This window comes from Anisomitus miae (SeqCode), assembly GCF_054906395.1.
Map to the genome: position 1 here is coordinate 105,882 of NZ_JBRACL010000005.1, position 14,407 is coordinate 120,288.

The 14,407-nt window shown below is 29.8% G+C and carries 16 protein-coding genes; 14 read left to right on the forward strand and 2 right to left on the reverse strand.

Features of this window, described 5'->3' with window-relative positions:
- The first annotated feature begins 242 nt into the window (after window positions 1-242).
- From AALI31_RS02425 to trxA, 6 genes are read left to right on the forward strand one after another with little or no spacing between them, the layout of a single operon-like run.
- On the forward strand, window positions 243-929 hold the full coding sequence (locus tag AALI31_RS02425; protein WP_489884934.1) for an N-acetylmuramoyl-L-alanine amidase: 687 nt from the start codon (window positions 243-245) through the stop codon (window positions 927-929).
- Entirely contained in the window at window positions 926-1,435 is a 510-nt protein-coding gene (locus tag AALI31_RS02430; RefSeq protein ID WP_489884935.1) for a citrate lyase holo-[acyl-carrier protein] synthase, read from the forward strand. The genes AALI31_RS02425 and AALI31_RS02430 overlap by 4 nt, the downstream gene beginning before the upstream one ends.
- On the forward strand, window positions 1,428-1,577 hold the full coding sequence (locus AALI31_RS02435) for a hypothetical protein (RefSeq protein WP_489884936.1): 150 nt from the start codon (window positions 1,428-1,430) through the stop codon (window positions 1,575-1,577). Before AALI31_RS02430 ends, AALI31_RS02435 begins: the two co-directional genes overlap by 8 nt.
- Window positions 1,578-1,579: 2 nt before the next feature.
- Complete coding sequence (gene ptsP / locus AALI31_RS02440; protein WP_489884937.1) at window positions 1,580-3,202, forward strand: phosphoenolpyruvate--protein phosphotransferase; 1,623 nt, start codon at window positions 1,580-1,582, stop codon at window positions 3,200-3,202.
- 28 nt (window positions 3,203-3,230) lie between these two features.
- Window positions 3,231-4,409 carry a beta-aspartyl-peptidase gene (iadA, locus tag AALI31_RS02445; RefSeq protein ID WP_489884938.1) on the forward strand — a complete coding sequence of 393 codons (1,179 nt, stop codon included), beginning with the start codon at window positions 3,231-3,233 and terminating at the stop codon, window positions 4,407-4,409.
- Window positions 4,410-4,415: 6 nt separating this feature from the next.
- Complete coding sequence (gene trxA / locus AALI31_RS02450; protein WP_489884939.1) at window positions 4,416-4,724, forward strand: thioredoxin; 309 nt, start codon at window positions 4,416-4,418, stop codon at window positions 4,722-4,724.
- 273 nt (window positions 4,725-4,997) lie between these two features.
- Here trxA and AALI31_RS02455 read toward each other — a convergent pair whose 3' ends face one another.
- Window positions 4,998-5,840, reverse strand: coding sequence for a hypothetical protein (locus tag AALI31_RS02455; RefSeq protein WP_489884940.1), 843 nt, complete (start codon window positions 5,838-5,840; stop codon window positions 4,998-5,000).
- 209 nt (window positions 5,841-6,049) lie between these two features.
- Here AALI31_RS02455 and cdaA point away from each other — a divergent pair, with 209 nt between their 5' ends.
- From cdaA to glmM, 7 genes are read left to right on the forward strand one after another with little or no spacing between them, the layout of a single operon-like run.
- Window positions 6,050-6,895 carry a diadenylate cyclase CdaA gene (cdaA, locus tag AALI31_RS02460; RefSeq protein ID WP_489884941.1) on the forward strand — a complete coding sequence of 282 codons (846 nt, stop codon included), beginning with the start codon at window positions 6,050-6,052 and terminating at the stop codon, window positions 6,893-6,895.
- Entirely contained in the window at window positions 6,868-7,815 is a 948-nt protein-coding gene (locus AALI31_RS02465) for a CdaR family protein (protein WP_489884942.1), read from the forward strand. The genes cdaA and AALI31_RS02465 overlap by 28 nt, the downstream gene beginning before the upstream one ends.
- 34 nt (window positions 7,816-7,849) lie before the next feature.
- Window positions 7,850-8,080, forward strand: a complete 231-nt coding sequence (locus tag AALI31_RS02470; RefSeq protein ID WP_489884943.1) for a 4Fe-4S dicluster domain-containing protein — start codon at window positions 7,850-7,852, stop codon at window positions 8,078-8,080.
- Between the two features lie 5 nt (window positions 8,081-8,085).
- The gene (vorB, locus tag AALI31_RS02475) at window positions 8,086-9,186 is read left to right on the forward strand and encodes a 3-methyl-2-oxobutanoate dehydrogenase subunit VorB (protein ID WP_489884944.1); all 1,101 of its coding nucleotides are present in this window, start codon (window positions 8,086-8,088) and stop codon (window positions 9,184-9,186) included.
- Window positions 9,170-9,901 carry a thiamine pyrophosphate-dependent enzyme gene (locus AALI31_RS02480; RefSeq protein WP_489884945.1) on the forward strand — a complete coding sequence of 244 codons (732 nt, stop codon included), beginning with the start codon at window positions 9,170-9,172 and terminating at the stop codon, window positions 9,899-9,901. The genes vorB and AALI31_RS02480 overlap by 17 nt, the downstream gene beginning before the upstream one ends.
- A gap of 17 nt (window positions 9,902-9,918) precedes the next feature.
- Entirely contained in the window at window positions 9,919-10,458 is a 540-nt protein-coding gene (locus AALI31_RS02485) for a 2-oxoacid:ferredoxin oxidoreductase subunit gamma family protein (protein WP_489884946.1), read from the forward strand.
- A 1-nt stretch (window position 10,459) separates the two neighbouring features.
- Entirely contained in the window at window positions 10,460-11,812 is a 1,353-nt protein-coding gene (glmM, locus tag AALI31_RS02490) for a phosphoglucosamine mutase (RefSeq protein WP_489884947.1), read from the forward strand.
- 38 nt (window positions 11,813-11,850) lie between these two features.
- Here the strand turns inward: glmM and AALI31_RS02495 are convergent, their stop codons facing one another.
- Window positions 11,851-12,672: a Cof-type HAD-IIB family hydrolase gene (locus tag AALI31_RS02495; protein WP_489884948.1), complete on the reverse strand. Its 822-nt coding sequence runs from the start codon at window positions 12,670-12,672 to the stop codon at window positions 11,851-11,853.
- A 175-nt stretch (window positions 12,673-12,847) separates the two neighbouring features.
- Between AALI31_RS02495 and AALI31_RS02500 the strand changes: the two genes are divergently transcribed.
- Window positions 12,848-14,407: an AbgT family transporter gene (locus tag AALI31_RS02500; RefSeq protein WP_489884977.1), complete on the forward strand. Its 1,560-nt coding sequence runs from the start codon at window positions 12,848-12,850 to the stop codon at window positions 14,405-14,407.

A 14,407-nucleotide genomic window follows, 5' to 3' on the forward strand; every position in this document is an offset into this window, starting at 1 on the left:
TAATTAAATTGTTTATATACGCATTCAATTTGAATTGAGTTTACTGTTACTCCATATATCGGTTTTCACATTTGCTTATTACTGAGAAGTATTATGGAAGATTTGTAAAATAAAGAATTTAAACTATTTGAGAGATTTTGTATTTTTATGAAACTCGAATATTTGTATAAATGCATTTACATAAAAATAAATAAAAACGTCAACCATAAGAGGTAAGATACAAATTATTAAAGGGAGTTTCGATGATGAAAATATATAATTTGTTTAGTTTACTGGTTTTAAGCGTTTTTCTGTTATGCTATTTGGGTTATGGTACGTTATGTATTGAAAAAGATAAAGTTATTTTAATAGATCCTGGTCATGGAGGTGTTGATGGAGGTGCAGTTTCTCCTTCGAATACTTTGGAAAAAGATTTGAATCTTCAGATTTCATTGATTCTTAGAGATAAGCTAATTGATAAGGGTTATAAAGTATTTATGACTAGGGATGAGGATATTTGTCTTTCTGACATATCAAATTTGAAACAAAAGAAAAGGGAAGATTTAAATAAGAGATGTAAAATGAAAAGAGAGGTTTCATGTGATATATTTTTAAGTATACATATGAATAAATTTTCAGATACTTCGGTTAAGGGTTCTCAGGTTTGGTATCCATTGTATAGTGATAAAAGCAAATATCTTGCTTTACTTATGCATGAAAAATTTAGGAATACATTGATGCAAGATGTAAATAGGCAACCGAAGGGAGTAAAAAATGATTATTTGATTCTCAGAGATGGTTATGAAGGTGTTTCTGTAATAGTCGAGTGTGGATTTTTATCAAATAAGGAGGAGGAAGAGAAACTAAAAAATAGTCTTTACCAAAATCAAATATGTGATGCTATGGTTTTGGCGATTGATGAGTATTTTAAAGGAGGTAATATAAATTGATTTTTAATTTCAAAGGAAGGATTCAGTCGAACATATTTATAGATAATTTACTTTCAAAATGTGAAGGTAATGTAGTAATAATAAGATCTATTTACTATAAAGAAACTAAAAAATCTGAAATATCACTATCAATATTGAATTTAATAATAGGAAAGTTAGAATCATTGTATACAAAGGACATGACTTTTAAAATGGTAATGAGTGATGAAGATGGTCCTATTGTTTTCCTGATAATAAATAGGAGTTCTCTAGATTTAAAACATGATATGTCTTTACTTGAAGATGAGGATGAACTAGGAAAGCTTGGGGTATACATGATTTACGATAAAGTTGAAAATAGATTTATAAAAAGAAGTGAAGTTAATATGGATTATAGAAAATGCCCCATTTGTAAGGATGAATATATAAATTGTGATATAAATAGTAAACACAAAAAGGAAGAAATATCAAAACATTTAGGGAGTAGATATCACGAGATTAGGAAAGAATTTTTTTCAGTTGTGTAATACAAAAATAAATAGAATTTTTATTGAATATATTATAGAAAAGATTTACACTAATATATGTGTGTATATAGAAAATTTTAAAAGAGCTAGTTCATGGATTTTGGATAAATGTGTTACATTGGCATTTATTTTAGGAGGATAACTATGGTAAAGGGAATTGCAGCATCCAAAGGATATGCTATAGGAAAAGTTATTATAAAAAAAGATTTGACCATAAGTATTAATGACTCTAAGGTTAATGATATAGATTTAGAAATATTAAAATTAGAAAATGCATTAGTAAAGACTAAGGGTCAATTAGAGGAGATAAGAAAAAAAATAGAAGATACAGTTGGAAAACAAGAGTCATTAGTTTTCGAAAGTCATCAAATGATATTAGAAGATCCGGAGTTTATTGATAAGATAAAGGCTTTAATGAAAGATAAAAAGTTTGATGCGGTATATTCTGTTAATTCTGTTAAAGAAGAACTTGTTGATATTATGCAGAGTATAGATGATGAGTATATGAGAGAGAGAGCTTCGGATATTAAAGATGTGGCAGATAGAATAGTGAGAAATATCTTAGGGATTCAGGAAGATATTTCGATGTTAGAAAATGATACCGTTATTGTAGCTAATGATTTAACTCCGTCTGATACAGCACAGTTGGATAAGAATAAAGTGTGTGCATTTTTAACTAATGTGGGTGGGAGAACTTCACATTCAGCTATAATGGCTAGGACGATGGAGATACCTGCAGTGGTCGGAATGAAGAACATAACGGATATAGTCAAAAATGGGGATACCGTTATAGTAAATGGGGTAGAGGGAGTTGTAATAGTTAATCCAAGTGTTCCAGAAATAGAAGAGTTTAAGATAAATATGGAGAAGTATGAAGAAGAGAAACGGAAGCTAAAGTCCTTAAAGAATGTAAAGATATATGATAAGAATGATCGGCATATTGAAATTTGTGGTAATATAGGATCTCCTAAAGATGTTGACCAGGTTTTGGGAAATGGGGGAGATGGAATAGGTTTATTTAGAACTGAGTTTTTATATATGGATAGAGACGATATGCCTTCAGAGGATGAGCAATTTAATTCTTATAGAATAGTTCTTGAGAAAATGAATGGATTACCAGTTGTTATTAGAACTTTAGATATAGGTGGAGATAAGAAACTTAATTATTTGGATTTGGGACATGAGATGAATCCTTTTCTGGGGTACAGAGCCATAAGACTTTGTTTGGATAGAGTAGATATATTTAAAACACAACTTAGAGCACTTCTTAGAGCTTCGGTGTATGGAAATCTTAAAATTATGTTTCCAATGATTTCATGTATTGAAGAGTTTAGACAAGCTAAGAAAATTTTGAAGGAGTGTGAAAATGAGCTTTTAAGCGATGGAGTTAATGTTAGTAAATCAATTGAAATTGGTATAATGGTTGAGATTCCTTCAACAGCGATTTCTGCGAGGGAATTTGCGAAAGAAGTTGATTTTTTTTCAATTGGAACAAATGATTTAATACAGTATACTTTAGCTTGTGATAGGATGAATGAAAAAGTAGCCTATTTGTATAATCCAATGCATCCTTCCGTTTTATCTCTCATAAAAATGACCATTGATGGTGCACATGCTGAGGGTAAATGGGTAGGAATGTGTGGTGAGATGGCTGGAGATGAGGAAGCAATTCCTAAGTTTTTAGAGTATGGATTAGATGAATTTTCGATGTCTTCAACTTCGATTTTGTCTGTAAAGAACCAGATTTTAAACATATTAAATAAATAATAGGTATCTTACGAGGAGGAGATCTTATATGATGACTATTATTAAAAATGTAGAGGTTTATGCTCCGAAATATTTAGGAAAGAAAGATGTGTTGTTTTTGTTTGACAAAATAGCAGGATTATATAATAGAATAAATGAAGTAAGTCCTCTTGTTGAGTGTGAAGTTATAGATGGGAGCGATTTTATTATGTTCCCAGGGATTATAGATTCTCATGTTCATATAGCTGGTGGAGGAGGGGAATCTGGTTTTAGGAGTAGGACTCCTGAAGTTAGTGTAATTGATTTAGTTTCCTGTGGAACTACTACCGTAGTTGGATGTCTTGGTACAGATAGTGTATGTAGGAATATGAATAATTTGATAGCAAAGGCTTATGGGCTTGAAGAAGAAGGTATAAGTAGTTATGTTTATACAGGTTCTTATGAGATTCCATTAAAAACTATAACGGGAGATATAAAGTCTGATCTCATGCTTATTCCTAAAGTTATAGGTGTGGGTGAGATTGCTTTATCAGATTATAGATCTTCTAGTCCAAGTTTTGAGGAATTTGTAAAAATAATCTACCAAGCTAGAGTCGGAGGTATTTTATCTAATAAAAAGGCAGTTATACATGTTCATATAGGAGATTCTCAGGAAGGACTTAGATATTTATTTGATATTTGTAAAAATAAGGATGTAAATTTATCACAGGTTATACCTACACATGTGAATAGAAATAGAAGTTTGTTGGACTCAGCTATTGAGTATGGAAGAAATGGTGGATATTTTGATTTGACGAGTAGCTATGTATGTGGGGTGAAGGAAGAGGAAAGTTTACGTGTAAGTAATGTAATTCCTGAGATTTTATCTAAAGGAGTTGATATAGCACATATTACTTGTTCTTCAGATTCTCAGGGAAGTTTACCTATTTTAGGCGATGGTGGAAGATTTATGGGTATTGGAATTGGGAAGCCAAGCTCACTTTATGATGAAATTAAGGAATTATTGAAAAATTCAAAGATACCGAAAGATAAGATTATATCACTTGTAACTAAAAATGTTGCTGATGTTCTTGGGCTTCATAATAAGGGAATGATAGATAAGCACAAGGATGCAGATGTTATTCTTGTGGATAAACAAAATTTTGAAATTAAATGTGTATTTGCCAGAGGAAGGAAAATGGTCCATGATGGCAAACTATTAATAAATGAAACTTTTATTGGGGAGTGATGTTATTTGGTTAATATCAATGATTCAAATTTTAAGCAAGAGGTATTAGATTTTGATGGTGTAGTTGTGGCTGATTTCTATGCTCAGTGGTGCGGACCGTGCAAGAGTTTTGGTCCTATATTTGAGGATTTTGCTAGAGAAAGTGCAGATGTTAAGTGTGTTAAGATAGATGTAGATGAGAGTACTATTGCAAGGAAATATAAAATTATGAGTATTCCAACTGTAGTTTTATTCAAGAACGGAGAAGTTTGCGATAAGTTTATAGGTGTTATGCAAAAGAAAGATTTGATAGATTTTATAGATAAAAATAAATGAAAAACATGCTAGAAAAATTTCTAGCATGTTTTTATATGTATATATAATTCTAAAGTAAGATTTATCTTTAAAATATAATACTTAAATATTTCTTCAAAATTTTCTGATTAAATTAGAACCAAAGTTATTTGTATACTGTCAAATTGTTAAGTTAACATTAATATTGAGGAATTTATATAGGATAATGCTAATAAGATATTTAAAGTATTTCAAAGATATAGCTATGTGTATATTTGCTTGTAATCTGAAAATTTATTTTAATAAAAATTAAGTTTAATTATAAATAGAATCTGAAATAGTTATCTTAGAATCTATCTTATGTTTAAGGTTATTATAATTATTTAATATTTTTAAGTACATATAATTTACTTGATTATAGAAATTGTATTGGTTTTCCTGATTTACTTCTAAATTTTTGGATAAGGATTCATTTTTTATTAAATATTTTAATTTTATATTATATTCTTCATATAATTCCAATATTTCCTGAATTTGATAATATATATCAAGTCCTTCTTGGGGGATAGGTATCTTTGAAATCTTAATTTTTAAATTTTTTGAAATATTTGAGTGTTTTTCTAGTGTATTTAAAATTAATTGGTAATCATATTTATCATTATTAGCTTTTTCAATATTTTCACTCATATCTTCGATTAGTGGTAAAAATTCATACATAATAGAATTTATATTATTTATAAACTTATTTAAATTTAGAGTGGATATATAGTTTATTTTATCTGAATAAAAATTATTTTCATACGTATTTTGTAGTTTTGAGATAGTAGCTATTGTTTCTTTTAAAATATTTGAATTTGCAGGTAAGTACTTTATACTATTTATTATTTCGTCAAAGTGATTTTTGAGAGCGACAATATTTTCGTTTATGTTTTCATTGTTTGATCTTAGGCTTGAAAGTTGTTTTATATAAAGTTCTGATGAATTCATTAAGTGATCAAATATTCTTGTTTCATTTATCTTCATAGATGTATTTATATTTTTTTTAGACTTTTGTAGTGCGTAGATATTTTCTAGAGCTTTCTCTGTGGTTTTATCAGATAATATGTCCTCATTTAATGTATTGAAGATACCATTTAAATAAGATATGTAAGAATCCAATTTATATTTAGGATTGTGTTCTTTATTTATAATTAGGTAAGTTATGAAACAGCATATAATAAAGAGTATAATAAATAAAAAAATTGATATTATTTTAAATAAATTTTTTTTAACATACAAAGTTTTTTCGCCCCTTTAAAAACAATTTAATTTATTATATTATTGGGGTATCTTATAAATTCTTTGAAAAAGAAAAAAGAGGTAGATACTTGGAATTTTTTAATATTATTTTTAATACTGTTAAAAATATTAGTGTACTTGATTTATTAGATATATTAATAGTTGCATATGCTTTTTATAAAGTGTATATGCTTATAAAGGAAACTAGAGCGGAACAACTATTAAGAGGGATTTTATTTATTTTATTTTTAGTACCCGTTAGTTATTTTTTGAAATTTAAAATGGTATATGCCATTCTTAGCAATACTTTGACTATAGGGGTACTAACAGTTGTTATTTTGTTTCAGCCTGAAATAAGAAAAGCACTTGAACATTTGGGAAGGAGTGCATTTTCAGATAAACATAATAAGTACTCAAGTGCATATGTAAATGGTGATTTTATAGTTGAAATATGTAAAGCAGTAGCCAACATGTCAAATAAAAATATTGGGGCACTTATTGTAATAGAGAGAAACTCAAAACTTGGAGACATAATTGAAAGTGGAACTAGCTTAGGATCTAAAGTTGTTTCAGAGGTTATAGAAACCATTTTTTTTCCTAATACTCCTTTACATGATGGAGCTATAGTTATAAGGTCAGGTAAGATAGAGGCTGCAGGATGTTTTTTACCACTTAGTTATCAAAATATTGATAAGAGTTTAGGTACTAGGCATAGAGCTGCTCTCGGAATGTCTGAAAGTAGTGATGCAGTTATTATTGTTGTTTCTGAAGAAAGTGGTATAATATCTTTGTTTGCAAATGGCAAGGTAACTAGGAATTATGATTTTGAGAGGTTGCATTCGTCTCTTAACATGATGTTCAGTTACAATAATTTAAGACCAGAGTCCTTAAAAGGTAGGTTAAAGGTTTGGATAAGAAGAAAGAGCAGCAAATAGTTATAAAAATATTATGTTTCATGATATCATTTATACTTTGGGTTTATCTATTTATATCTCTAAATCCCAAAATTACTAATAAAATTTATAATATACCAGTAAAGGTTGTGAATAGTTCAAGTTTAAAAAAAAATGGCTTAGTATTATTGCCAAGTCAAAAATTTTCAGTTAATTTGACCGTCGAAGGAAGGGCATCAGATATATATAATTTGAATGCAGAGAATTTTGAGATATTTTTAGATTTAAGTTTGCATGAATTTCGAAAAGGGGAGAATGTTGTTAGAACTTATACTCGTAGTATACCTTCTAATATATCAATAATAAAACCCAATGAGTTGGATGTAAAAATATTAGTAGATGAATTTGTAGAGAAAAGAGTTTATGTAGATAAAGCTATAGAGAAAAGTAATGAGGAGGGATTCTATTCTTTTAACCCTATAATAACTCCTGAGTATGTAATAGTTTCAGGAGCTTCGGAATTTGTGTATAGTGTGGATAAGGCAGTGGTCACTTCAAATTTTGAAAATCTCAAGCAGGATACATATCAGAGTTTAAAGGTTAAGTTTTTAGATAAAGAAGGAAATAATATAAATGAGTCTTTGGACGTTTATCCTGATATAGTCGAGATGTATATTATGGTTAGAGCTACCAAGGATGTTGAGGTAGATGTTTCTTTTGAGAATAACTTAAAAGAAGGACTAAAGTTGGATAGTATAGAAGTTATTCCAAAGCAAATAACTATAATTGGGACTGAGGATACTATATCTAATATTAATAAGATATCTACCGAAAAGCTAGATTTATCTGATATAGAGGAAAATTCTATTTTAGAAATTCCGCTAAAAATACCTAATGGAATAGAAATAATAGATAGTAGGAAATCGATTATGCTAAAACTTAAAATTAGTAAAATTAATTAGTAAATATGCTGAATTTAGGAGAGAAGTGATATGAATGTATAAAGTTGTGTTTAGGACGGAGAGGTGTAAGGGGTGTGCTCTGTGTAATTTGGTTTGTCCTAAAAAAATAATATCTATGTCGGAGGAATTAAATGAATTAGGGTATTACGTAGCTGGAGTCGATAATGAAAATCAAAAAAATTGTGTAGGATGTGGATTTTGTTTCAGGATGTGCCCAGATTCCGTCATAACTATATTATCTGATGATATTGAAAAAGGAGAATGAGGAAATTGAAAATATTAATTAAAGGATGTGAGGCACTAGGTGAGGCCACAATTAGATCAGGATGTCATGCTTTTTTTGGGTATCCTATAACACCACAGACTGAGTTGATTACATATTTGTTTGATAAGATGCCAGAGTATGGTAGGTTAATTATACAAGCTGAAAGTGAGGTCTCTGCTATTAATATGGTATATGGTGCTGCTAGTGCAGGATTTCGTGTAATGACATCTACATCGAGTCCTGGTATGAGTCTTAAGGCAGAGGGTATATCGTATATGGTAGGTGCAGAGTTACCGTGTGTTATAGTGAATGTTTGTAGAGTGGGACCCGGTCTTGGAGGTATACAACCTTCTCAACAGGATTATTTTTTTTCAACTAAGGCTCTTGGGCATGGGGGAGTTAAGACAATCATTTTGGTTCCTAATAGCATACAAGAGATTTATGATTTAACTATTGAGGCTTTTGATTTAGCAGATAAGTACAGAAATCCTGTGGTTCTTTTTTTAGATGGTACTTTGGGTCAAATGATGGAACCTTTAGAATTAGAAGATAGTTACGACAATCATACATATTCTATTAGTGATATACGTGATCTTAAGCCTTGGAGCGTAAATGGTAGATTAGATCGAAATAATAGTAATGTTATAAAGTCTTTGTACTTAGACAATGAAGAGCTTAAAGGTCACATGAAAAAACTGTGTATTAAATATGATCTTATGAAAAAAAATGAAATTAGATTTGAAAAAATAGGATTAGATAAACCTGTTGATATTATTTTGGTTTGCTTTGGAATAGTATCTAGGATATGTGAAAAGGTAATGGAAATTTTAAAAGATGAAGGTGTAAATGTAGGTATCTTAAGACCTATAACTATTTGGCCTTTTCCTTATGATGAAATAAGTGAACATAGTAGTATTACCAAATATGGATTTTTGTGTGTAGAAATAAATTTTGGTCAAATGGTTGAAGATGTAGTATTAGGGTGTTTAGGAAAGAATAGAGTATATTCTTGTGCCTATGTGTCTGGCGGCGTTATTGAGTACGATGATATATTAGAGGATGTCAGAAAAATTATTAAAGGGGAAAAAGATGAGTATAAAGTTTAAACCATCGGGTGCTGTAATTGATGTAAGGAATCATTATTGTCCTGGATGTACCCATGGTATTGTAAATAATATAATAGGTGAGGTTATGGAAGAGCTTGATATAGTAGATAAAACTATCGGAATTGCATCTGTGGGTTGTTCTGTTCTAATATATGATTATTTAAAATGTGATTTCATAAGTGCATCTCATGGGAGGGCACCTGCAGTTGCAACATCGGTATCTAGATTACTTAAAGATAGAGTAGTTTTTACTTATCAAGGTGACGGTGATTTAGCAGCTATAGGTATTTCAGAGGTAATACATGCTGCATTTAGAGGTGAGAATATAGTAATCATTTTCATAAATAATTGCACTTATGGAATGACAGGTGGTCAGATGGCTCCTACGACTCTGAGTGGACAAGTAACTGAAACAACACCTAAAGGACGAGATACAAATGTTCATGGTAATCCTGTTAAAGTATGTGAGTTAATGAAGAATATCACATCAATTAGGTATATGGAACGTGTATCGACTCACAATGTAAGAGAAGTAATTAAAACCAAGAAGGCTATAAAGAAGGCCTTTGAATATGTGAAAAATGGAGAAGGATTTTCATTTGTGGAAGTGCTTTCTATATGTCCTACAAATTGGAAAAAAAATATTGAAGATTCTTTAAATTGGATTAAGGAAAGTATGATATGTGAATTTCCATTAAAGGTTTTTAAAGATTAAATTTGGAGGCATTTGTTGTGAATATTGATATAGTATTTTCGGGTTTTGGTGGACAAGGTATCTTATTTATTTCAAAAATTTTGTCTTATGCTGCACTTGAAAGTGGATTAAATGTTACATGGTTTCCATCTTATGGTCCTGAGATGAGGGGAGGGACTGCAAATTGTTCCGTTGTAATAAGTGATAGAGAAATATCTTCACCTATCATATCTAATCCTAGATATATGATTGTTATGAATTATCCATCGCTTAATAAATATGAGAATAAGGTTATAGATGGGGGTTCTATCCTTATAAATTCTGATATAGTCAAAAGAAATAACTCAAGAAAGGGAATTAAATATTTTGATGTACCTGTTCAAAGTATTGCTAAGAGTATTTCACAGAAGGTTTTTGGGAATATAGTTATGCTTGGATTTTTGACTAGAGTTATAAATGTAGTTTCCATAAATTCTGTTATAGAGTGTCTTAAGAAAAATTTAAATAAGAAGTTTAACTTTGTGGATAATGAAAGAGCACTGAGAGCAGGATATAAATTTTTAGAGGTGTTTAAATAAAATGAGGAAATTATTTGGAACGGATGGAATAAGAGGAATTGCAAATGAAAAGTTAACACGTGAATTTTCTTATCTAATCGGAAAATGTGGAGCATGTGTTTTATCTGATAATTCTACGTATAATAAAAAAATTGTAATAGGGATGGACACAAGAATTTCTAGTCCTTTAATCGAGGAAAGTTTATGTTCAGGAATTTCATCTTATGGTGTAGATGTAATTAGGGTTTCATACGTACCAACTCCGGCTATATCGTATTTAATAAGAAAGTATAATTTAATAGGTGGAATTATGGTATCGGCTTCACATAATCCATACGAGTACAATGGTATAAAGTTTTTTGATAGTTATGGTGTTAAATTAAGTGATGATCTTGAGAAAGAAATAGAGAAGCTATATTTTGATAGCGTAGATAAGTTAGAAATTGTAAATATGAATTTGAGGCTTGGTAAGATTAAAACTTCAAATGATGCCATTGTTCATTATGAAAAATTTTTGTTAAGCTTTTTAGATTCAAATCTTGATGGACTCAAAATTGCCATAGATTGTGCTAACGGGGCTTCGTATGATGTTGCACAAAGGGTTTTCAAAAAAACCGGAGCGGAAGTTGTAGTTATAAATAACAAGCCTAATGGGATTAATATAAATTGTGATTGTGGATCTATGCATATGGATAAGCTACGTGAAGTTGTTATAAATAATAATTGTGATTTTGGATTTGCTTATGATGGAGATGCTGATAGATGTTTAGCTGTAGATAAAAATGGAAATATTATAAATGGAGATTTTATAATAGCTATTATATCAATGTATTTTAAAAACAAAGGTATTTTGCATAAAGATACTGTTGTATCTACTGTTATGAGCAATATAGGTCTTGAAAAATCTTTAAATAAATATGGAATAAATATATCTAAGGTTTGTGTAGGAGATAAGTATGTATTTCAAAATATGAATGAAAATGGTTACGTTGTTGGAGGAGAACAATCAGGGCACGTAATTCTTTTTGATAATAAGACAGGTGATGGTATTCTTACATCGCTTATAGTTAGTGATATTATAAAACAAAGTGGTAAAACACTTGAAGATTTAGCTTCTTGCATTGATGAGTTTCCTCAGGTACTCATAAATGTAGAGGTACCTGAAGAGTATAAGAGTATTTATAGAGAAGATAGGGAAATAATTAATCTCATAGAAAAATATGAACATGAGTTATTCAACAATGGAAGAATTTTAGTTCGAGAGTCTGGAACAGAAAATTTTATAAGAATAATGGTTGAGGGCAAAAATAAAAAAAATATTGAATATATTGGGAATGCTATAGCGATGTTTATAAAAGATAAAGTACTTAATTAAATAAGAAAAGGCGGTGTCAAAATTGATATCGCCTTTTCTTATTTTAAAATTATATTGTTTATTGCATGAGCAATTCCATCTTCATTGTTACTTTTTGTAATATGTGTTGCCAGGTTCTTGATTTCTGTTTCTCCATTTTCAGGAACTATTGATGTACCGGCAAAATTTATCATTTCTATATCATTGAAATTATCACCGAATACACATACATCTTTACTACTTATGTTTAAAATCTTGCAGAGTATAGATAAAGCTGTACCTTTATTTATACCTAAAGGCATTAAATCCAAAAGTTCGTAATCTGAGGATACTATTGATAGATTTTTAAAATTTTGATTTAATAAAGACTGAGTTTCAAGAAGTTTCTCTCTGTCTTTTATATATATTAGAGATTTTAGGAATTTTAGATTAGAATACTTTTCAATATCGTCATATAGAATTTCAAAATCAAATTTATCACTTTTATCTACTGTTTTAACGTAGTTTTCTAAAAATTTCACTCTAGGATTATTTTTTGTAACTAGTACTAAATTTTCTGTATAAAACATAAAGTCTAACTCTAAAGATCTAAAATAATTGAAAATATTTCTTATTATTTCGAATTTAATTGTCTTTGAATAATAAATTTTATTTGACAAATCGCGTATTAATGAGCCATTGCAAGAAATTATGGGCAAGTTTGATGATATCTGTCTTTGATATTTTCTCGCAAGTAAATCAAGTCTTCCCGTTGCAATAGTGTAATTTATGTTGTGTTTAGATAAATTTTTTATGGCATAAGTTGTTTCATTGCTAATTTCCTTATTCGAATTTAACAAAGTACCGTCAAGATCAAAAATACATAATTTTATATTTGTCATTTTGAGTTCCTTTCCAAAAGTAATGATTGTTAGTAAAAAATATTTTTCATTGAAATAAGTATAACAATATTGCATAATAATTGTTTAAATATTAAAATTATATACAGTAATTATATTTTAACTGATTCAAGAATGAAAGGAGTTATTAATTTTGCGTGATAGAATGGGTAGTAGAATGAGGACTCATCAAAATGGTGGTATACTTAATAAAAGTCTCAATTTTATTGAAAAAATGGGTAATAAGTTACCTGATCCAGTGACGTTGTTTTTTATATTAAGTATATTAACTGTTTTGATTTCTTATATTTTAGGTAGGATTGGAGTCGGTGTGGAATATGAGATAATAAAGGATGGAGTTGAAGAAACTGTTGCAGTTAGTGCTGTTAATTTACTTACGAAAGAATCAATGGCATCTTTTCTAAAGAGTATGATAGGAAATTTTACGAGCTTTGCTCCTCTTGGGGTTGCATTGGTTTCAATGCTTGGGATAGGAGTTGCTGAGGGAACTGGGCTTATAGATGCATTGATTAAAAAACTTGTGTTGATTACTCCCAAGAGATTGATAACTTTTGTTGTAGTTCTTCTTGGAGTTTTATCAAATGTAGCATCTGACGCAGGTTATGTTGTTTTGGTACCTATAGGTGCTATGATATTTAAAAGTTTTGGAATGAACCCTGTAGCAGGTGTAGCTGCTGCATTTGCTGGAGTATCTGGAGGATTTTCTGCTAATTTATTAATAGGTACCATAGATCCTCTGTTGAGCGGTCTTAGCCAATCTGCAGCGAATATAATGGATCCATCGTATATTGTCAATCCCATGAGTAATTATTATTTTATGTTTATTTCTACTTTTATAATTTCTATAGTGGGATCTCTTGTAACGGAGTATGTGATTATTCCAAGATTAAACAGGAGAGCAGGCAGTGGATATTTAATGGATCAAGTTGATAATGAAGCTTCTATTGAGTTTACTAAGGAAGAAAAGAAGGGTCTTTTGTGGGCAGGTATCTCGCTTCTTTTATATGTTGTGGTAATTCTAATAGGACTTTTACCTGGAGGGTTGCTTAGAAATCCAGAGACTAATAGTATTTTGTCTAAGTCTCCATTCATAGATGCAATTGTTATTATCCTATCAGTAGGATTTTTTATTCCAGGAGTTGCATTTGGTATTGGGTCAGGTAAGGTGAAGAAAGATTCTGATATAGTCTCATCTATGTCAAAATCTATGTCTGTAATGGGTGGATATTTAGTATTAGCGTTTTTTGCATCTCAGTTTATATACTTGTTTGATAAAAGTAAGATAGCCACCATAATAGCAGTGGGAGGTGCAGATTTATTAGAAAGTGTAAATTTTGTAGGTATCCCATTAATTATAGGATTTATAATTATAGTAGCTTTTATAAATCTTTTTGTGGGAAGTGCTTCGGCTAAGTGGGCAATTATTTCTCCAATGTTTGTTCCATTGTTTATGAGGTTAGGATTTTCTCCAGAATTTACTCAAGTTGCTTATAGGATAGGGGATTCTACAAGTAATATAATAACTCCTCTTTTACCATATTTTCCCATAATAGTTACGGTAGTTAAGAAGTATGATCCTGAAAGTGGTATAGGAACATTGGTTTCACTAATGCTTCCGTATTCTATAATGTTTTTAATCTCTTGGGTGATTTTACTTGTTTTGTGGATGTTATTGGGATTGCCTTTAGGACCAGGAGCGTTTATTTATCTTCATTAA

What these genes read in the sequence shown, in the direction of transcription:
- iadA (WP_489884938.1), top strand. Translation starts at nt 3,231, where the DNA reads ATGATGACTATTATTAAAAATGTAGAGGTTTATGCTCCGAAATATTTA.
- AALI31_RS02495 (WP_489884948.1), bottom strand. Translation starts at nt 12,672, where the DNA reads ATGACAAATATAAAATTATGTATTTTTGATCTTGACGGTACTTTGTTA.
- glmM (WP_489884947.1), top strand. Translation starts at nt 10,460, where the DNA reads ATGAGGAAATTATTTGGAACGGATGGAATAAGAGGAATTGCAAATGAA.
- ptsP (WP_489884937.1), top strand. Translation starts at nt 1,580, where the DNA reads ATGGTAAAGGGAATTGCAGCATCCAAAGGATATGCTATAGGAAAAGTT.
- AALI31_RS02500 (WP_489884977.1), top strand. Translation starts at nt 12,848, where the DNA reads ATGAGGACTCATCAAAATGGTGGTATACTTAATAAAAGTCTCAATTTT.
- AALI31_RS02425 (WP_489884934.1), top strand. Translation starts at nt 243, where the DNA reads ATGATGAAAATATATAATTTGTTTAGTTTACTGGTTTTAAGCGTTTTT.
- AALI31_RS02470 (WP_489884943.1), top strand. Translation starts at nt 7,850, where the DNA reads ATGTATAAAGTTGTGTTTAGGACGGAGAGGTGTAAGGGGTGTGCTCTG.
- AALI31_RS02480 (WP_489884945.1), top strand. Translation starts at nt 9,170, where the DNA reads ATGAGTATAAAGTTTAAACCATCGGGTGCTGTAATTGATGTAAGGAAT.